Source organism: Mycobacterium cookii, assembly GCF_010727945.1.
GTDB classification, from domain to species: Bacteria; Actinomycetota; Actinomycetes; order Mycobacteriales; family Mycobacteriaceae; genus Mycobacterium; species Mycobacterium cookii.
Genome location: NZ_AP022569.1, coordinates 3770580 through 3789784, shown reverse-complemented (window position 1 = coordinate 3789784; position 19205 = coordinate 3770580). Strand labels below are relative to the sequence as shown.

Genomic DNA, 19205 nt, shown 5'->3' with positions numbered 1-19205 from the left:
ACAACTGCCAAGCTCCCACGACGGCACGTGCCATGCCAGGGCCGAAGGTCACTGGACTGGGTAACCGCGCTGCGGCAGCTGGCATTGGACATCCGGTCAGCCTGGAAATCGGACCGTGGTCCCGGGCATGAGTCGCACCACCCGACCATGGCATTCCACGTCGACGCCGGCAGCATCGCGCGGATCGACACTGATCATCACGCCCTTCCCGCTGACGCGCAGGTGCAGGTGCAGACCGCGGTAGTGGATCGGGAATGCCAGCACGCCAAGCGTTTCCGGCCAGTACGGGGAGAGGATGATGCGGCCGGACCGGGTCTCCATTCCGGTGAAGCATCGCTGCATGAGGTCGACGGTGCCCGCCATGGCCGCCAGGTGGATGCCTTCGGACGTGGTGCCGCCCTGGATGTCGGAGACGTCGGATTTGAGCGCTTGCTGGAAGAACTCCATGGCACGATCACGATTGGCCCGGGCGAGCACCCAGGTGTGCACCACACCGCTCAGCGTCGACCCATGCGATGTGCGAGCCAGGTAGTAGTCCACCATTTCCGGGATCTTGTCGGGCATGAAGCGGTAGCCGAGCCGTTCGAGCAACTCACACAACTCCGTTGCCGACATCAGGTAGAGCAGCATGAGGACGTCGGCCTGCTTGGAAGCCTTGTATCGGTTCACGTCGTCGTTCTCCGCCTCGAGGATGCGGTCGAGGCGCTGGATATTGCCGTACCGCTGCCGGTAAGCGTCCCAATCCAGGTCTTCCAGGTTGCTGTATCCCTCGAACTGGCTGATGAGTCCGTCGTGGAACGGGACGAACATCCGTCGACTCACTTCTTCCCAGTGCGCCAGTTCGTCATTGCGCAGTCCGAGCGTCTCCATCAAGTCGAGTCGGTTCGGCAGCGGTAGCAGTTTCAGTGCGTCGAGGGCACGCATGATCACCCAGACCGCCATCACATTCGTGTATGCGTTGTTGTCGATGCCGTCGTAAGGAGCGTCGGGGTAGCCCGAGTGGAATTCGTCGGGCCCGATGACGCCTCGGATGCTGTAGCGTTCGCGTTCCTCGTCGTAGCTCGCCCTGCTCACCCAGAAGCGCGCGATCTCGGCCAGCATCTCCGCGCCGTAGTCGATCAGGTAGGCAAGGTCGCCGGTGACCTGATAGAACTTCCACGAGCTGTAGGCGACGGCAATGCCGATGTGGTGCGCCCGCGCACTCGAGTCGGGATTCCACCGGCCGCTGCGCGGATTGAGGTGCAGGCGTTGGCTTTCCTCGCGTCCGTCGCTGCCGGATTGCCAGGGGTACATCGCACCGCGGTAGCCCGCCGCCTTGGCGGCCTGACGCGCCTCGGCCAGACGGCGGTAGCGGTATCCCAGGAGCGACCGGGTGACCATGGGCAGCCGCAAGTTGAGGACCGGGAAGATGAACAACTCGTCCCAGAAGATGTGCCCGCGATACGCCTCACCGTGCAGTCCGCGCGCGGGCACCCCGACATCGAGGTCTGCACTGTTGGGTGAGACCGTTTGCAGCAGGTGCAGGAGATGCAATCGCAGGATGCGCGATTCGTCGGTGAAATCCTCGAACTCGATGGACAGGCGCTCCCACAGATGTGCCCATTCATTCAGGTGCCCATCGCGCAACTCGGCGAACCGACCGAGCCGGCTCAGCCAACGCTGGGCATCGACAGCGGGTTCGGACGTTGCGACATCGCGCCCGGTGAACAGGGTCACGATCTTCTCCACCGTCACCGCGTCCCCGATTGAGAGCCGGACTGCGATGTCGTGACCGATTTCCGTGTCCTGGTCGAATAGGCGATAAGTCGCCGGGACTGGGGAGCCGTCGCGCCACGCGGTGCTGCGCGCCGCCATCGCAATGGGAATGCGCGACTGAGTCGTCTGTACCAACAGCAGTACAGAGTGGTCATCGATCTCCCGCTTTTCCTCTAACCGAAGATGATCGTTGGCCAAATCGCGATACCGCTCGACGAGCGAGTTCGTGACGTTGCCGTCGAGCGTCGATCGAATCTCGATCGTCCCCGACCAATCCTCGGCGACGATCGTCGTCTGCAGTGCAGCGACGTGGGGCATGTGCATCGCGGCGAATCGTTGCTGGGTAAGTGAACTGGTGCGTCCGGCGTCATCACGGAAACGCACCTGTCTCGTCAGTACCGCGCCGCGAAGGTCGAAGCTCTGCCGGTAGGACAGCACGCTGACCGCGTCGATGTCGAACCAGCTCCCGCCGTCGACCCGGAAGGTCAGGGCAAGCCAGTTAGGCAGGTTGACCAAACTCTCGTTGTCGATTGCCGTGCCCGATACGTCGTCGACGAGTCGGTTGTAAACCCCCGCCGCATAGGTGCCCGGATAGTGCACCTGGTCGGCCTTCGATTCGGGCGCCGCGCCCCGAGTGGCGAAGTAGCCATTTCCCACCGTGCACAACGACTCATGAAGTTTCTCGCTCTGCGGGTCATACCCGTCAAGGGTGAAATCCCAGGCCTTGTTCGACGTCTGATGCTTGTTCGCCAGCCAATTCGACCCGCGCTGGACGAACTCGCGCACCTGATCGGGACTCTGCAGAGCGAAACGGGCGGCCGTCTTGCGGTCGCTGTCCTCGTCGTGGCGTACGACAATCCCGATGCCGTCGAATTGAACTGCGTCGAAAGCGTCTTCGTCGGTGAGGTCGTCGCCGATGTAGATCGGCAGCAGGCAACCCTCGGCGTCGATGCGATCCCGAATCCAGGCCAGCGTGGTTCCCTTGTCCCAGTCGATGTCGGGCCGCAACTCGACGAGCATGCGCCCGTTGGTCACGCGCAGGCCATCGCGCTGTCCGAGTTTATGTGTGGCAGAGACGATCTCGCTGATGTTCTCCGGTGCGACCTGGCGGTAGTGAACCGCGACCGCGAAGCGCTTGTGTTCCACGCGTACTCCGGGAATATCCGCCAGGATCTGGCTCAACTCGGCCGCCGCGCACTCGAGGACGTCGATGGCGGCAGCGGCGGCTTCGTTTCGGTGATACGTGCCGTCCGGTCCCGTCAACTCAAAGCCGTGGCTGCCTGCGTACCAGATGCCCGGTATCGCTACCCGAGCTTGGATGTCGGCGAGGTCGCGACCGCTCAGGATCGCGACGGGGCACTGCGACGCCAGACTCTGCAGCGCTTCGGCCGCTCCGTCGACGAGGGTGGCGGCGTCGGGTTCGGCGACGATGGGTGACAGCGTTCCGTCGTAGTCGAGAAACAACATCGGCTCACGGGCGCCCAGCACACCGATGATCTGGCCGTATGACTCCACCGCATCGGGCAGCGCAGAGATCCGTCTGTCGCCCACCCGCACAGCGACGTCCTCCAGGTCAGCAACCACCACGTCGGCGCCGCATCCGAGTAGTCGGTCGCGATTCCCGGCGCTGTCGACACCGATCACAAGCGCGAAACCGTCGTGCTGGGCCGCCGCTATCCCGGCACCGGCGCCGTCGACGACGACAGACCGTTGCGGCCGCACACCGAGTTGGCGTGCGGCTGTTACGAGGGCGGCGGCAGCGATGTCGTCGACGAAGACACCGAAAAGGTCATCAATCCCTGCGGATTTCACCAGCTGCCGACCGTCCGGGCGCGCCGCGTAGCCGGCCGTCGCAACGCCGACGTCAAGCAACTTTCGCACCAGGTTGACCGTCGACTCGAGCAGAGCACCATCAGTCTCGGTCAACACAGCGTCGAGGTTGAAGATGACGGCGTCGTGGTAGCGCGGGTCGACGGTGACCGGCAGCGTCATGGCGATGTCTTTCCTTGAACGGACAACCGCTTATCGCGGTCGAGATCTATAGGGTCGGCGACGATCTCGAAGAACCGCTCGACGTCTTCCCGGGCGCAGTGCGCGGTGCCGGGAGTCAGCAACATGGCCGAACCCGCAGCGATGCCCAGTCGCACCGCCTTGTCGAGTGGCCAGCCGCGCTTCAGGCCGACGGTGATGCCGGCGGTCATGGCGTCCCCGGCGCCCACACCGCTGCCGGACGGTACCTGCACTGCCGAATAACGTTGGCCGCCATGCGGTGTGGCGAGTAAAGCGCCGTCGGCGCCAAGTGACACGACGACGAATTGAGCGCAGCCGCGGTCAATGAGTTCGTGCGCCGCGGCGAGTTGTTCCGACTCGCTGATGAGCTCTCGTCCGACACACTCGCGCAGTTCTCGCACGCTGGGCTTGAGCAGAAAGACGCCCGAGGAGATATGTCGCAGTCCACCGCCGGACGTGTCGAGGATCAGCGGCGCACCGCGCTCGCGACAGATGTCGGCGACCCGCTGGTAGAAGTCGGAAGGCACCCCGGGCGGCAGGCTACCGCTCGCGACGACGAAGTCCGCGGATCCTGCTGCGGCACTGAGAGTCTCGAGGCACGCAGCCTGCTCGGCATCAGTGAGCCGCGGGCCCGGCAGCACGAACCGGTACTGCTTGCCGGTACAGCGCTCATCGACGGTGAAGCTTTCCCTGGTGGAGTGGGCCACAGGTATGCGCTGCACCGGAACCCCTGAGTCAGCGACAAGATCCGTCACCTTGTCGCCGGCGTGGCCGCCGGCGGGAAAGAGCGCCGATACCGACTCGCCGAGCACATGCACGATTCGCGCGACGTTGATCCCGCCGCCGCCGGGATCGTAGCGGGGCAGCCCGCATCGCATTTTGTCGGTGGGGATGACCTGATCGGTGTCCGTGGTGATGTCGAGCGCCGGATTCATCGTCAGGGTGACGATTGTGGATGCCGTCGGTGTTTTCATCTCTGCGACACCAGATTCGGCGCTTGGCGGTATAGGGCGGCACCTGCGGTGACACCGGCGCCGACGGCGACGAGCAGAATGCGGGCGCCGGGCGAGAGTTCTTCGGCCGCACCACTCAGTGCCGACACCAGCGAGGCGGTGTGCATGCGCTCGTCGTCGGCGACGGTGATCCGTTCCACCGGGATTCCGAGTTTGGCGGCCAGTGCCGCGCGATAGCCGGGCCGGGCCGGCGAGGCGACGATCATGTCGACGTCGGAAAGGCCGAGGGAGGCCTCCGCAAGGCAGCGTTGCGCGACTTGGGCGCCGGCGGCGGCGAACTGCACGTCCATCGCTGCCGACTCACTGAACCGAAGCACATTGCGCGCGTCGTCGAGTCCGACAGTGGCGCGGAAGTTTTCACCGTCGTCGGGGATGTTCAACCAGTGCACACGGCCGAGCCCGAAGTCGTCCTCGGTCCAGTCGCACAACAATGCCGCCCCGACGGGCGAGAAGGGAAAGTGCTCGCTCATCCCCCGTCCCGGGTCGGCGTCACTGGTGACGACCAGGGCGCAATCGATGGTGTGTGACCGCAGAAAGCCGTCGACGATCTGCAGAGCGGTGAGGATTCCGCAGGTTCCGTTCGCTATGTCGAACGAGAATGTGCCGTGAGCGTCCTCGTGCGGATCCTCGGGGTTGGCCCCGACGTCCTCCTGGATGAGCGCCGCGAGGGCCGGCTCGGCGAGATTCTTGTCGCGGTAGATGCCGGTGTTGATCAGAAGATCGACGTCGTCGGGCTCCCGGCCGGCACGGTGCAGACAGGTCTTGGCGGCCGAGACCGCCAGATGCAGTGCGCTGTGCCGGGTCCGCCAGCCTGCTCGGGTGACGTCGAGTTGCTCAATTACTGTGCCCATAGCGGCCCACCAAATCCTCGTCCACGGTCAGGAGAACGACACCGATCTCCAGACCTGATGCCAGAGCAATCAAGGCGATGGTTTCGCCCGGCCGGATCCGCCCGGCTTCAAGTTCTTCGACCAAGGCGACCGTGTGGGTCGTCGACGCCGTGTTCCCGTACCGATCCACCGTTATCACCGCGTCGTGCCGTGGGCTGTCACCGAACGACGCGGACATCGCGGCCATCCCCTTGCGTATCGCGCGGGCCGAGGTCTGATGCGTGATCACGTGATCGATGTCGTGAATCTCGATGCCGGCTGCTTCGAGGACCTCGTGCAGCAAAAGCGGGGTGTCGGCGATGGCTGCCCGCTGGATCCCGCGAGAATCGGTGAACATCCGCGCACCCGGGTCATGCCCCTTCGGGTAGGCGAGGCACAGCCGGCTGTGGTCGGCCACCGTGGTGAAACCGGCGAGGCTGATCCCACCGGACCCGGGGGTGGCACGGTCGAGCAGGAGTGCCGCACCCGCGTCGCCGAGTGTCAGGCAGGCGAGTTCTTTGCTCATGATGTTGCGGATGTGCTTGGCCGCATTCTGGCCTAGTTGCGAGATGTATTCGCCGCTGACCACCAAACCGCGTTCGACGATGCCTTGCCGGATCCAATCGTTGAGCACCGTGACACCCGTCAGCATTCCGGCACATGCGTTGGACAGGTCGAACGTCGCTGCCTTCTCAGCCCCGATCGCACGGGCGACGGCGCTACTCATCGTCGGCTCTACCCACTGCGTCAGGCCGCCACGGAACTTCGTGATGCTGCAACTGATCACCACATCGAGCGACGCCGCCTGCTGCTGCGCCTTGTCCAGGCAATCCAGCGCCGCGGCCGTTGCAAGGCTGTAAGAGTCCTCGTCGCCGATCGAGACGCGGCGTTCGTAGATGCCGGTCAGTCGTTCCAGATCGATGTGGGTGTGATGACGCGTGCTCGCCATCAACTCGTCAGTCGTGAGCACAGTGGCGGGCAGGTGTCGCCCCGCCCCGGCCAATCGGGTGCGGAAGGGCGCTGCGGGTCCGTTACCCTCCATCACCAACCAGTTCTTGGGCATCGTCGCCCTCCCTTCGCTTTCACAGGATGTATCGCGACGGCATCGGCCAACAGAGCATTGCGACCCTAGTGGGGAGCCGATTGACCTCCGCCGCCTGAAGACATCTGGCGACCAGATCAGTGACTTACGGCCCTCCGGATCACCGCTTCGGTGATGGACGCTGGCGAAGTGACCAAACCGCATACGCGCCTCTCGGCGAAAAGCGGCGACTCGGTTGAGCGACTTCAGCGACCGCTCTTGCTGGAAGCAGCACGACGCTCCTAGACCACAGAATCACGAGGAGACCACGATGGCTATTCGGGTGGGCGTCAACGGCTTTGGTCGTGTCGGCCGAAACTTCTTTCGTGCGGTGGACGTACAACGCGCGGCAGGCACCACCGACATCGAGATCGTCGCGGTGAATGACCTCACGGACAACAAGACGCTGGCACACCTGCTGAAATACGACTCTGTCCTCGGACGCTTCCGGCACGACGTATCGGTCGACGGCGAGGACTTCGTGGTGGGAGACCAGCGGATCAAGGCGTGGTCGATCGCCGACGGGCCGGCGGCCGTGCCGTGGGGAGATCTCGGCGTGGATGTCGTCATCGAGTCGACCGGTCGGTTCACCGCCGCGGAGCAGGCCCGCGGTCACTTGCACGGCGGAGCGAAGAAGGTGGTGGTATCCGCGACGTCGAAGGGGGCAGACCTCACCGTCGTGATGGGTGTCAACCACCGCGACTACGACGGCACGCAGACCGTCGTCTCCAATGCCTCGTGTACCACCAACTGCCTGGCGCCGATGGCGAAGGTGCTCGACGAGGTATTCGGGATCGAGCGCGGGCTCATGACCACCATCCACGCCTACACCCCCGACCAGAACCTGCAGGATGGTCCGCACCGCGATCTTCGTCGGGCCCGCGCCGCGGCAATCAACGTGGTGCCCACGTCCACCGGGGCCGCCCGCGCTATCAGCGTGGTGTTGCCCCAACTCGAGGGACGGCTCGACGGGTACGCGCTGCGGGTGCCGGTGCCCACAGGTTCGGCTACCGATCTCACCGTCGTCGTCCGAGAGCCGGCGACCGTTGAGGCGGTCAACGCCGCGTTTGCGGCCGCCGCCGACGGCGAGCTGAAGGGCTTCCTCACCTACACCGAGGATCCCATCGTCTCCTCCGACATCGTGACCGACCCGGCGTCGTGCATCTTCGACTCCGGGCTCACCAAAGTCACTGGCGATCTGGTGAAGATCGTCGGCTGGTACGACAACGAGTGGGGCTACTCGCACCGCCTCGCCGATCTGACCGACCTGGTGGCATCGACCCTGTGAGCTGCTTGCCTCGCGTGGTGCCCCACGACTCGGCAGGGGCACCTACGCGAGGTGAATAGTGTTTGAAAGAAACAACTTTGGAGGCCCCCGTGGAGCACCTGACGACTCTTGACGCGGGCTTCCTCGAGGCGGAGGATTCCGACCGGCATGTGAGTCTGGCGATCGGCGGCCTGGCCGTCATGGAGGGGCCAGCTCCCGACCACGCATCGCTCGTCTCCGTGCTCGCCGAGCGGGTGTCTGAGATCCCCCGGTTCACCCAGGTGGTCCGCACACATCCGCTCGACCTCGCGGCGCCGGAATGGGTCGATGACCCTCAGTTCGATCTCGCCCATCATGTACATCGAATTGCGTTGCCGCAGCCTGGAAATGACGCAGCGTTGTACCGGGTCGTCGCCGACATCATGGAGCGACGCCTCGATCGAGATCGACCGCTGTGGGAAAGCTGGACCATCGAAGGGCTGGCCGAGGACCGCTGGGCGGTCCTGACCAAGCTGCACCACTGCATCGCCGACGGAATCTCCGCGACGCGCCTGCTCGCGGGGCTGTGCGACGGTCCGGATGCAGAGACGTTCGCCAACCGGATACGTGCCGCCGCCGAGTCGTCGGCACCTCGTCCGTCTGGGCCGAGCCTGAATCCGTTGGACTGGGCCGGCGGCATCTGGCACCTTTCCACCGCCGTCACGAGTGCCGCCGCTCGCATAGCTACCGGGGCGGCTCAAATCGTCGCAGGCGTCCTGAATCCGACGGATTCCTCACTGATCGGCTCGGTCAGCAACCTGCGGCGCTACAGCGCAGCCGAAGTGCTCCTCAGCGACGTGGCCCTGATCTGCCATAAGTTCGACGTCACGATCAACGATGTCGCACTGGCAGCGATTACCGATAGCTTCCGGGCCATGCTGATGCACCGAGGCGAACAGCCGCAACGAAATTCGCTGCGCACACTGGTGCCGGTGTCGGTGCGGTCGGCCGACGCATCGAACCAACTGGACAATCGCGTCTCCCTGATGCTGCCGTACCTCCCCATCGAGCTCGACGATCCCGTCGAACGGCTGCACGCGGTGCACCGCCGATTGACGAGAGTCAAGTCCGGCGGGCAACGACAAGCCGGGTCGGCATTCTTCTCGGCAGCCAACTACATCCCCTTCGCCTTGACGGCCTGGGCGGTTCGATTGTTGACCCGGCTTCCCCAACTCGGGATCGTCGCATTGGCCACCAACGTGCCGGGCCCCCGCCGTCGGCTGCGCATGATGGGTCGAAATGTGCTGCGACTACTGCCTATCCCGCCGATCGCGCTGCACCTCCGCACGGGCATCGCCATGCTCAGCTACGGCGACGATCTGGTGTTCGGTATCACCGCCGACTACGACGCGGTACCCGATGTCGACGAGCTCGCCGACGGTATCGAACGTGCGGTGGCCCGATTGGTTGCGATCAGCGAAGGGGCCGGGTGATCAGGGCAGCGGTGCTGACCAGCGCAGTACGGTCCCTCCCCCGGGAGCATCCGTGATGCTGAACGCGCCGCCGGCCTGCTGCGCGCGGTGATGCAAGCCCGACAAGCCCCTGCCGCTGACGCCACAGGAGAAGCCTCGACCGTTGTCGATAACCTCGATGCACACGTCGTCCTCAACCGTGACCGTCACCGCAAGTCTGGTCGCGCTGGCGTGCCTCACAACGTTGCCGACCGCTTCGCGCACAACGGCTTCGGCGTGATCGGCAAGTGCAGCATCGACAACCGACAACGGTCCCACGAACTGGACCGTGGTACCCCGCTCGGATCCGCAGAACTGCGCGACTGCGTCGTCGAGTCGCTGTCGCAGCCGGGTGACGTGCGGCGGTACGCCATGCAGGTCGAAAATTGCGGTGCGGATCTCGCGGATAACGCCTTGAAGATCGTCGATGCTGCCGGACAGTCTCTGCTGCAACTCAATTGATCGCGTCCGCGAAATAGTCGCCTGCAGAGTCAGTTCGACCGCGAAGATCTGCTGGATCACGTGGTGGTGCAGGTCGTGGGCGATCCTGTCGCGGTCAGCGAGAATGTTGAGTTCACGCGTCCAGCGCTGTGCGCACCCCAGCTGCCAGGCGAGTACCGCCTGGTCGGTGAATGCGGCCATCATGTCGAGTTGCTCGTCGCCGAACGTCCGCGCGCCGTCATGACGCAGCGCGACCAACACCCCGGCCACCGAGTCGGTGGTGCGCAGCGGAAGCATCAGCGCAGGGCCGGCATGCTGGACGCCGTCGATGGCGACGTCGAAGTTATTCAGCCGTAGCGGGGTCCGCTCCACGAAGGCCTGCTCGATCGAGGTACCGGCGAGCGGGACGGCATTGGTCGGCGCCAAGGTCACTGCCGCACAGGCGGTTTCCACGATCACCAGATCGGCTACCTGCGACGTGGCTAGGTCGCGGTTCATTGCTATGGCGACCAGAGTGATTTCTGCGCCCGTCAGCTTCAGCACTTGTTCGGCGATGGGCCGATACACCGTTGCGGGCATCGGCACCGAAGAATAAGTCGGTTCCGATGTCGCGCATCGCTTCTCCGCTTCAACAGCAGATATGGTCATTCCGATCGCCTCAGCTGTCGTCATGGCGCAGTTTCACGTCCGCGAACCCGCCAGTCGGCGTCGATCTTGCGCAGGGTCATCATTGTGTTGCTCCCGTGGCCAATTCGCATCTACCCGCTTGCCGTTGACGTGTCGGCCCCGTTCGCGGTGGTGACCGGTCGGGGTGGGGACGCGGCGGCCGCACTTTCTCTGGCGAGGAAGCCGCTCAGTTCACCGATCGCACTCATGAGCGGTGCCGGGAACACGATGGTGGTGTTCTTCTCGACCCCGAGTTCGACAAGGGTTTGCAGGTTGCGCAGCTGCAACGCCAACGGGTGCCTCATCATTGTGTCCGATGCCTCACCCAGCGCGGCTGCGGCCATCGATTCACCCTCTGCCGCAATAATTTTGGCTCGCTTCTCGCGCTCAGCCTCGGCCTGCCGAGCCATCGCGCGCTTCATGCTGTCGGGCAACTGGATGTCTTTGAGCTCCACCAGCGTCACTTCGACACCCCACTCGAGTGTTGCGACGTCAAGAATTTTTCGGATATCTGCGTTGATCGAGTCGGTCTCCGACAGCGCCTGGTCAAGGGTGTGCTGGCCGACAACATTACGCAGCGTGGTTTGTGCGATCTGGTTGATCGCGGCGTCGATGTTCTCGATCGCGATCACCGACTTCACCGGGTCGACAACCCGGAAGTAGGCGACCGCCGAAATATCGACGCTGACGTTGTCGCGGGTGATGATGCCCTGGGACTGGATCGGCATCGTCACAATCCGCAGTGAGACCTTCAACAGCCGATCGATGACCGGGATGATCGCAGTCAGTCCCGGGCCCTTCACACCCACCACCTTGCCGAGGCGGAACAAGACACCGTTCTCGTACTGAGTCACCACTCTGAGCGACAGCGACAACGCGATCAGCGCGACAACGAGGAGCACCGCGAACGCAATGATCAGAACTTTCATGACATGTCTTTCGTAGGTCGCGAAGAATCTAGGGTGCGGTCCGCAGCCGGCGTCGGGATCTGTTGCGCCAGAAGTCGGATGAATTCATAGCCGCGTACCGTGGGCTCGTTCGCGAGATCGACGGGCAGGTAACGGCCGGTGTTGGGGTAGAGAATGATCGAGACGGCCATGCTGACCTCAGGTGCATTGGATCACCGGTTGCGAGGGTGCGGAGCCAATGCTCCTTGAGTCAAGCGGCGGACAGCTGAACTCATCCCAGGGCCAGCTGAAATTCTCAGCAGTCTCGACGCTACACCCATTGGACGGCTCGCGGGTGACCACGCAGCAGACGACCGACGCGACAATGTGTTTCCGCTCCGTCTCGGCCGGCGTATCATCGCTTTGACAACTATCTCGTGACGATCGCGCCACGGGTAGGGCGCTGGATTTCGGTGTCGATTCCCAGCTCCGCCAAGATAATTGAGCCCAGGTATGACCGAGTTCACCGAGGATGTCGCCGACTTACCGTTGGCCTCGCTGAGTACGCAGCAAGCTAGCGATGATCTTGCCGACTTGCGTGCCGCGATCGGCGATCTGGCGGGCTTGGTGGCCGGTTTGCCTGAGTTGCTCGCCGAGGTCTCGACGTTCGCGGTGCGCGCGATACCGGGCGCCGACGGTGCGGGCGTGACCTTGTTGCAGGTCGACCGGCTGGACAACATGGTGGAGGCATTAGCCGCGAGTGCCCCGTTTGTCGCCGAGATTGACGAGATTCAGTACGTGACCCTCAAGGAGGGACCCTGCATCACGGCGGCACTGGAGCGGCGCACCGTGCGGTCTGGGTCGTTGGGTGGGGAGAAGATGTGGCCGCGGTTCGGTCCGCGAGTGGGCCGTTTAGGTGTGCACAGCGCGCTGTCGCTGCCGCTCCTGCTGTCGGATCGAGTGATCGGCGCGATCAACGTCTACGCCCACGGCAAAGACGTCTTCGATGAGCATGCCGCCGAACTAGGTGAATTGTTCGCGAAACCGGCGGCGGTGGCGGTGCATAACGCACAGGTCCTCTCGCACGCGATAGCGCTGACCACCCAGTTGCAGAAGGCGCTGAAGACGCGCTCGGTGATCGATCAGGCGATCGGTCTGATCCGGGGACGCAGCGGGCGCACCGCCGAGGAGGCGTTTACTCAGCTGCGCGCAATCAGCCAGACCGAGCACCGCAAATTGGCCGAGGTGGCGCAACAGATCGTCGATGAGGCTGTGCGCCGCGCGCACGCCCGACGCAACCCGACCTGAGCCCTAGCGCTGCCGCGAGACTTCCGACGGGGTGTAGTCTTGATGTTGCTGAGACTTACAGCCGGTACGGAATGGGTCTGGCTGTTATGCCGCCGGACCCATCGAGCGTTCGCTCGCGCCGCACACCCTGAATCAACCGATTGGGCCGCGAAACCTACTGCCGCAAATCCCCGGCCGCGCAACGCGAGATCCACCGATCAAGCGAGGCGACACCACACCGCTTGAGCGACACACTAATTGACCTCTCCCACCACTGAGCCGACCTCCCCTCACTCATATCCGCAGAAACCAGGTACATGTCATGATCGCCCCCGGAGTGGTCCTCCTCGTTGTCGGCGCAGTACTGGCCGTACTGGGACGAACGGGACACGCCGTCGGCGGCCGCCGACACTACTACTGATCGGCCGCATGAACTCCCCGGCTCGGCCAGCGAGCAATGAGCGGCCGAGCCGGGTGCTTTCGTCGGCGGACAAGGCCGGCAGCCCCCTCACATACACACCAAAGAAAGGCGGATAACGATGGCGATCACCGACGTTCCGGCCTTCGCTCACTTGACCGATGCCGACATCGACAACCTCGCCGTTGAGCTGGATGCGATCCGGCTGGATATCGAGGACTCCCTCGGCGCGCGCGACGCGCGCTACATCCGTCACACCATCGCCGCGCAACGCGCTCTGGACATCGCCGGCCGACTCATCCTCGCTGGTAGCTCGAGACGCTCCGCTTGGTGGGCGGGAACAGCGACGCTGAGCCTGGCCAAGATCATCGAGAACATGGAGATCGGCCACAACGTCATGCACGGCCAGTGGGATTGGATGAACGACCCCGAGATCCATTCCTCGACGTGGGAATGGGACATGAGCGGGGTGTCGAAACACTGGAAAACGACCCATAACTTTCAGCATCACAAGTACACCAACATCCTTGGCATGGACGACGACGTGGGTTATAGCACCCTGCGGGTCACCCGTGACCAGCCTTGGAAGGGCTACAACCTCGGCAACCTGCTCTTCAACGCCATCCTCGCTGTCGGTTTTGAGTGGGGAATCGCGTTGCAGCCCATCGAATTCGGCAAAGTTCTCGAAGATGGCCCGGAACGCGAGAAGACGCTTCGGCAGATCCGCGAATTCGTCACCAAAGCCGGACGGCAGTTGATCAAGGACTACGTCGCGTTCCCGGCGGTGACATCGTTGTCGCCGGCGGCGACCTTCACATCGACGCTGAAGGCCAACATTGTCGCCAACGTGATCCGCAACATCTGGACCGATGCCGTGATCTTCTGTGGCCATTTCCCCGATGGCGCTGAAAAATTCACGAAGACCGACATGATCGGCGAAACCCGGGGGCACTGGTACCTGCGCCAGATGCTGGGCAGTGCCAACTTCGAGGCCGGCCCGGCGATGCGATTCATGAGCGGCAACCTGTGCTACCAGATCGAGCATCACCTGTACCCCGACATACCGAGTAATCGGCTACACGAGATCTCGCTGCGCGTGCGCGAGGTATGCGACAAATACGACTTGCCCTACACGACCGGCTCATTCCTCGTACAGAATGCCAAGACGTGGCGGACCATCGCCAAGCTGTCGCTGCCGGACCGATTCTTGCGCGACACCGCGGATAACGCCCCGGAGACCCGCAGCGAGTTGATGTTCAGCGAACTAAGGCCCGGTGTCGCCAAAAGCAACCCCGCGACGGGACGTCGCAGTGGTCTGAAGACGGCGATCGCAGCGGTCCGCCGGCCCGCGCGCCGGGTAAAGCGCAGACAGCGTCGGTAAAGCTACTGGCCGGTAGCCTACGGTACCGTAGGTTGCGGTAAGCTGTCAGGAACCAACACGGAGGCCGGTTCAAGTGAGCGAGATGCGTTATCTCGACCTGCACGGCGAGCGGGTTGCCTATCGCGACGCCGGGAGCGGCGAAGCATTGCTGCTGATCCATGGCATGGCGGGAAGCTCGGCGACGTGGCGGGCGGTGATTCCCGAGCTGTCGAAGAAGTACCGGGTACTGGCGCCGGACCTGCTGGGCCACGGCGAATCGACCAAGCCCCGCGGTGACTATTCCCTAGGCGCATTCGCTGCGTCGCTGCGCGATCTGCTCGATGCGCTGGACATCAGCCGGGCGACAGTGGTCGGGCAGTCACTCGGTGGCGGTGTGGCCATGCAGTTCACCTACCAACATCGCGAATACTGCCAGCGATTGGCCCTGATCAGCAGCGGTGGCCTCGGTCCCGACCTGAACTGGATTCTGCGGTTCTTGTCGGCACCCGGCGCCGAACTGTTGCTGCCGGTGGTCGCGCCCAAGCCGGTACTCACCGTCGGCAACAAGCTGGGCTCATGGCTCAAGTCAGCCGGCGTGGAGGCGCCGCGCGCCACCGAGATGTGGAGCGCCTATTCCTCGTTGGCGGATCAGCAGACACGGCAAGCGTTCCTACGTACGTTGCGCTCGGTGGTGGACTATCGCGGCCAGGCCGTCAGCGCGCTCGGCAAGATCCACGTCAGTCATGGATTGCCCACGCTGTTGATCTGGGGCGAAGAGGACAAGATCATTCCCGTCGCCCACGGCCACGCGGCCCACGACGCCGTGCCGGGCAGCCGACTCGAGGTGCTCGCCGGTGTCGGGCACTTCCCCCACGTCGAATCCCCTATCGCGGTAGTGGACATCCTCGACGACTTCATCACCACCACGGGGCAGGACGTCGATCAGATGCCGCGCCAACTGCGGAGCCCGTAGCGGGCACTCGGTTGGCGTTGGCGATACTGGACCGATGCCGAGCACTGAGTTCCACCCTGAACTGCGCAGAGTCGCCCGTTTCGCGCCGAAATCGCCACTCGGTCCCGGCACGCTGCGGGTGATCCGCAAACTGTCGTCGGTCGTGCCGCGCGGCAAAGACCCCGAAGGCGTGGAGGCCCTGATCCTGGGCTCCGGTGTCGGGGTGCGGTTGCACCGCCCGGTCGGCGTCGAGCAGCCAGGTCCTGCACTGCTGTGGATTCACGGCGGCGGTTACGTGATTGGCACGGCAAAGCAAGACGACCGGCTGTGTCGTCGATTCGCTCGCGAGCTGGGGGTGACCGTCGCGGCGGTGGACTACCGGCTGGCGCCCGAGCACCCCTACCCCGCGCCGCTGGAGGACTGCTACGCCGCGCTGACTTGGCTGGCCAAGCTGCCCGCGGTCGACCCGGCGCGAATCGCGATCGGTGGAGCCAGCGCGGGTGGTGGGTTGACGGCGGCGCTGGCACTGCTGGCGCGCGACCGTGGCGAGATCAAGCCGAGGCTGCAACTGCTGGCCTACCCGATGCTCGATGACCGCAGCGCATCAGGCCCGGAAAGCCCGCACTACCGGCTGTGGAGCCCGAGGAGCAACCGCTTCGGCTGGGCGGCTTATCTCGGCGATGCCGACCCGAACATCGCGGTGCCGGCGCGACATGAGGACCTGAGCGGGCTGCCGCCGGCGTGGATCGGCGTCGGCACACACGACATGTTTCACGACGAGAACCTTGTCTACGCCGAGCGTCTCACCGCGGCCGGTGTGCCCTGCCAAGTCGAGGTGGTGCCCGGAGCGTTTCACGGCTTCGACCTCGTGGTGCCGAAAGCCGGTGTGTCGCGGTCGTTTTTCGCCAGCGAGTGCGCGAGTCTGCGATCCGCTCTGGCCGCGACGAGCTGATGTCTGCCGGCGTCCCGTTCGCGGTGACCGACGAGCAGCGCGCGCTGCGCGAGGCGGTCGCCGACGTGCTCGCACGACATTGTGATGAGGCGCAGGTGCGGGCGCTGATGGCCACCGACACGGGTTACGACCCGGCGGTGTGGCGCGAACTCGCGGCCATGGGTCTGACCGGACTGCTGATCGCCGAGCAGTACGGGGGTTCGGACGCCGGCCCGGTGGAGATGGGCATCGCGATGGAAGAGATGGGCCGAGCGCTGCTGGTCGGCCCGTTCCTGTCGACGGCGGTGCTGGTGCCGAGCCTGCTGGCGGAGAGCGGCGACACCGCCGAGTGCGCCGCGGTGCTACCCCGGATCGCGGCCGGTGAGCTGATCGCCTCTGTTGCCTTCGCCGAGAACGGCTCCGCCCGGTTGCCTGCGGCCATCTCGACGTCAGCGCGTGCCGTCGACGATGCCTGGATTATCAACGGCGACAAGCACTTCGTGCTCGACGGACTTTCGGCCGACGTGTTGTACGTGCTGGCCGACACCGGCGCGGGAGCTGCCGTGTTCGCCGTCGACGCGGGTACCGCCGGCTTGGTCGTGACGCCGCTGACCACGGTGGACCCGACCCGCAAGCTGTGTCGCGTGCGATTGGCTGACACCCCGGCCCGTCTCGTCGGGCAGCTGGGCGCCGGCGTCGAGGTCGTCGCCGCGGCGCTGGATCGCTCGGCGGTCGCGCTGCTCAGCGAACAGGCCGGCGGTGCACGGCGAGTGGTCGAGATGGCCACCGACTACGCCAAGACCCGTTACCAGTTCGGCCGCGCGATCGGCAGCTTTCAGGCGGTCAAGCACATGTGCGCCGATATGCTGCTGGAGGCCGAGTCCGCGGTGTCGGCGGCGCGCTTCGTGGCGGCGGCGTTCGCCGAGAATGCGCCCTCGCGCATCGCGGATCTTGCTCTGGCACAGGCGTATTGCTCAGATGCGTTCGTTCACGTCGCCGCGACCAGCATCCAGGTGCACGGCGGTATCGGCTTCACCTGGGAGCATCCGGCGCACCTATATCTGCGACGGGCCCGCTGCGACGCCCAGCTGCTGGGCAGCCCGTCGTGGCACCGCGAACGCTATCTGCAGCAGATCGGGGCCTGAGCTGTGGCCGACATCGTGGACGAAGTGCGTGCATGGTTGGCAGCCAACTGGACTTCCGGCATCGATCGCGCGAGTTGGGCGCAACTCGTTTTCGACGCTGGCTGGGCGGTGCCGAGCTGGGAGCCGGAGTGGTACGGCCGCGGCCTCTCGGACACGCAATCCCGGCTTGTCGCAGCAGAATTCGCTGCGGCAGACGCGCCGGGCACCGGCCACGACCGCGCGAACCTGTTCGCCTGCACCCTGCACGACGCCGGGACCGACGAGCAGAAGCGACGGCTGATTCCGCCGTCGATCCGCGGCGAGAGCAAATGGTGTCTGCTCTACAGCGAGCCCGCTGCCGGATCCGACCTGGCCGGGCTGCGCACCCGCGCCGAGCGCGACGGCGACGAATGGGTGATCAACGGGCAGAAGGTCTGGACGTCCTTCGCCACCACCGCTGACTACGGCATGCTGGTGGCCAGGACCAACTGGGATGTACCGAAACACCAAGGCATCAGCTTCTTCATGCTGCCGATGAAGCAGCGCGGCATCGACATTCGGCCGATCCATCAGATCACTGACGAGTCGGAGTTCAACGAGATCTTCATCGACAACGCCCGCGTGCCCGCCGAGAACCTGGTCGGCGAACTGAACGGCGGCTGGTCGGTACTGCAGACCGCGCTCGCCTACGAGCGTCGCTTCATGGGCGATCTGGCCCGCACTGCCAAAAAGAACAAGCGGCCCAAAGCCGAGAAGTCCAATGTCCTGGTCGAATTGGCACGGGACGCCGGTCGGCTCAGCGACCCCTACATCCGTCAGCAGATAGCCCGGGTCGACGCCTTGGTCACGGTCAATCGGTGGAACACCCAACGCTCGAGGACCGCTGCCGACCGCGCCGAAGCGGCGACGCTGATGGCCCTCGGCAAGATTGCGATGTCAGGGATCTTGCATGAGACCGCGCGAGTGGAGACCGAAATCGTCGGCGCCGAAGCCATGCTCGCCGGACCGGAGAACCCGGTCGGTGACGCGGTGACATTTCGGACGATGAACGCCTATTTCACCTCGATCGGTGGCGGCACCGACCAGATCCAACGCAACATCATCGGCGAGCGCGTGCTGGGGCTGCCGAAAGAGCCTGAGCCGTACCGCGACACACCGTTCCGCGACTTGCCGCACTGATTCGCACCGTGCCATCCTTGGCAGCGTGGCCCCTCGTGAAAACCCCCTCCGCGGGATTCTCGACCCGGTGGCGCGCAAGCTGCAACTGCCGTTCGGTACGAAAGAGTTCATCGACCGGATCGTCCGCGGCGGCGTGAACCAGGCCGGCCGACGAACGCTGCACATGCTGATCACCACCTGGGACGCCACGGGTGGCGGCCCGTTCGCCGCCAGCGCGATCGCCACCGCGGGCCTGGCCAAAACGGTTGACATCGCGCAGGGTCTGTTCATCGGCCCGGTGTTCAACCCACTGCTCAAGGCGCTCGGTGCCGACCACGTCAAGTTCCGCGCCTCGCTGTGCGCCTCGGCGGTCGTCGGTCTGGGCATCATGCGTTACGGGGTCCGGGTCGAGCCGATTCACTCGATGGATGTCGACACCCTGGTCAATGCGGTGGCACCCACGTTGCAGCGCTACCTCATCGGTGAACTATCCTGA

Annotated in this window: 16 protein-coding genes; 10 read left to right on the top strand and 6 right to left on the bottom strand. The window is 64.7% G+C overall.

Features of this window, described 5'->3' with window-relative positions; all coding sequences use genetic code 11:
- Window positions 1-96: 96 nt before the first annotated feature.
- From otsB to G6N27_RS17875, 4 genes are read right to left on the bottom strand one after another with little or no spacing between them, the layout of a single operon-like run.
- Entirely contained in the window at window positions 97-3747 is a 3651-nt protein-coding gene (gene otsB / locus G6N27_RS17890; protein ID WP_163778435.1) for a trehalose-phosphatase, read from the bottom strand.
- Window positions 3744-4739, bottom strand: coding sequence for a 1-phosphofructokinase family hexose kinase (locus G6N27_RS17885; RefSeq protein WP_179963298.1), 996 nt, complete (start codon window positions 4737-4739; stop codon window positions 3744-3746). Before G6N27_RS17885 ends, otsB begins: the two co-directional genes overlap by 4 nt.
- Window positions 4736-5629: a 3-oxoacyl-ACP synthase III family protein gene (locus G6N27_RS17880; protein WP_163778431.1), complete on the bottom strand. Its 894-nt coding sequence runs from the start codon at window positions 5627-5629 to the stop codon at window positions 4736-4738. Before G6N27_RS17880 ends, G6N27_RS17885 begins: the two co-directional genes overlap by 4 nt.
- Entirely contained in the window at window positions 5613-6710 is a 1098-nt protein-coding gene (locus G6N27_RS17875; RefSeq protein WP_163778428.1) for a 3-oxoacyl-ACP synthase III family protein, read from the bottom strand. Before G6N27_RS17875 ends, G6N27_RS17880 begins: the two co-directional genes overlap by 17 nt.
- 289 nt (window positions 6711-6999) lie before the next feature.
- Here G6N27_RS17875 and gap point away from each other — a divergent pair, with 289 nt between their 5' ends.
- Together gap and G6N27_RS17865 are read left to right on the top strand one after the other, a co-directional pair.
- Complete coding sequence (gene gap, locus G6N27_RS17870; protein WP_163778425.1) at window positions 7000-8016, top strand: type I glyceraldehyde-3-phosphate dehydrogenase; 1017 nt, start codon at window positions 7000-7002, stop codon at window positions 8014-8016.
- An 89-nt stretch (window positions 8017-8105) separates the two neighbouring features.
- Window positions 8106-9467 carry a WS/DGAT/MGAT family O-acyltransferase gene (locus G6N27_RS17865; RefSeq protein WP_163778422.1) on the top strand — a complete coding sequence of 454 codons (1362 nt, stop codon included), beginning with the start codon at window positions 8106-8108 and terminating at the stop codon, window positions 9465-9467.
- On the opposite strand, the gene G6N27_RS17860 is transcribed toward G6N27_RS17865, so the two are convergent.
- Window positions 9468-10505: a GAF domain-containing sensor histidine kinase gene (locus G6N27_RS17860; RefSeq protein ID WP_232064655.1), complete on the bottom strand. Its 1038-nt coding sequence runs from the start codon at window positions 10503-10505 to the stop codon at window positions 9468-9470.
- Window positions 10506-10684: 179 nt separating this feature from the next.
- The gene (locus G6N27_RS17855) at window positions 10685-11521 is read right to left on the bottom strand and encodes a slipin family protein (protein ID WP_163778420.1); all 837 of its coding nucleotides are present in this window, start codon (window positions 11519-11521) and stop codon (window positions 10685-10687) included.
- 471 nt (window positions 11522-11992) lie between these two features.
- On the opposite strand from G6N27_RS17855, the gene G6N27_RS17850 reads away from it, so the two are divergent.
- The 8 genes from G6N27_RS17850 to G6N27_RS17820 all read left to right on the top strand — a co-directional run bounded on the left by G6N27_RS17850 (window position 11993) and on the right by G6N27_RS17820 (window position 19205).
- Complete coding sequence (locus G6N27_RS17850; RefSeq protein WP_163778418.1) at window positions 11993-12787, top strand: GAF and ANTAR domain-containing protein; 795 nt, start codon at window positions 11993-11995, stop codon at window positions 12785-12787.
- A 277-nt stretch (window positions 12788-13064) separates the two neighbouring features.
- Window positions 13065-13187: a DUF6131 family protein gene (locus tag G6N27_RS25370; RefSeq protein ID WP_232065122.1), complete on the top strand. Its 123-nt coding sequence runs from the start codon at window positions 13065-13067 to the stop codon at window positions 13185-13187.
- Between the two features lie 118 nt (window positions 13188-13305).
- Window positions 13306-14565, top strand: coding sequence for a fatty acid desaturase family protein (locus G6N27_RS17845; RefSeq protein WP_163778415.1), 1260 nt, complete (start codon window positions 13306-13308; stop codon window positions 14563-14565).
- A gap of 82 nt (window positions 14566-14647) precedes the next feature.
- On the top strand, window positions 14648-15517 hold the full coding sequence (locus tag G6N27_RS17840) for an alpha/beta fold hydrolase (protein ID WP_276044643.1): 870 nt from the start codon (window positions 14648-14650) through the stop codon (window positions 15515-15517).
- A gap of 34 nt (window positions 15518-15551) precedes the next feature.
- Complete coding sequence (locus tag G6N27_RS17835) at window positions 15552-16448, top strand: alpha/beta hydrolase (RefSeq protein WP_163778410.1); 897 nt, start codon at window positions 15552-15554, stop codon at window positions 16446-16448.
- Window positions 16448-17572 carry an acyl-CoA dehydrogenase family protein gene (locus tag G6N27_RS17830; protein WP_163778406.1) on the top strand — a complete coding sequence of 375 codons (1125 nt, stop codon included), beginning with the start codon at window positions 16448-16450 and terminating at the stop codon, window positions 17570-17572. The genes G6N27_RS17835 and G6N27_RS17830 overlap by 1 nt, the downstream gene beginning before the upstream one ends.
- Window positions 17573-17575: 3 nt before the next feature.
- On the top strand, window positions 17576-18730 hold the full coding sequence (locus G6N27_RS17825; RefSeq protein WP_163778403.1) for an acyl-CoA dehydrogenase family protein: 1155 nt from the start codon (window positions 17576-17578) through the stop codon (window positions 18728-18730).
- A 25-nt stretch (window positions 18731-18755) separates the two neighbouring features.
- Complete coding sequence (locus G6N27_RS17820; protein ID WP_163778399.1) at window positions 18756-19205, top strand: TetR/AcrR family transcriptional regulator; 450 nt, start codon at window positions 18756-18758, stop codon at window positions 19203-19205.

Bases quoted from the DNA above. Each gene is read 5' to 3' on its own strand.
- otsB (WP_163778435.1), bottom strand. From the start codon at position 3,747: ATGACGCTGCCGGTCACCGTCGACCCGCGCTACCACGACGCCGTCATC.
- G6N27_RS17885 (WP_179963298.1), bottom strand. From the start codon at position 4,739: ATGAAAACACCGACGGCATCCACAATCGTCACCCTGACGATGAATCCG.
- G6N27_RS17880 (WP_163778431.1), bottom strand. From the start codon at position 5,629: ATGGGCACAGTAATTGAGCAACTCGACGTCACCCGAGCAGGCTGGCGG.
- G6N27_RS17875 (WP_163778428.1), bottom strand. From the start codon at position 6,710: ATGCCCAAGAACTGGTTGGTGATGGAGGGTAACGGACCCGCAGCGCCC.
- gap (WP_163778425.1), top strand. From the start codon at position 7,000: ATGGCTATTCGGGTGGGCGTCAACGGCTTTGGTCGTGTCGGCCGAAAC.
- G6N27_RS17860 (WP_232064655.1), bottom strand. From the start codon at position 10,505: ATGCCCGCAACGGTGTATCGGCCCATCGCCGAACAAGTGCTGAAGCTG.
- G6N27_RS17855 (WP_163778420.1), bottom strand. From the start codon at position 11,521: ATGAAAGTTCTGATCATTGCGTTCGCGGTGCTCCTCGTTGTCGCGCTG.
- G6N27_RS17850 (WP_163778418.1), top strand. From the start codon at position 11,993: ATGACCGAGTTCACCGAGGATGTCGCCGACTTACCGTTGGCCTCGCTG.
- G6N27_RS17845 (WP_163778415.1), top strand. From the start codon at position 13,306: ATGGCGATCACCGACGTTCCGGCCTTCGCTCACTTGACCGATGCCGAC.
- G6N27_RS17840 (WP_276044643.1), top strand. From the start codon at position 14,648: ATGCGTTATCTCGACCTGCACGGCGAGCGGGTTGCCTATCGCGACGCC.
- G6N27_RS17835 (WP_163778410.1), top strand. From the start codon at position 15,552: ATGCCGAGCACTGAGTTCCACCCTGAACTGCGCAGAGTCGCCCGTTTC.
- G6N27_RS17830 (WP_163778406.1), top strand. From the start codon at position 16,448: ATGTCTGCCGGCGTCCCGTTCGCGGTGACCGACGAGCAGCGCGCGCTG.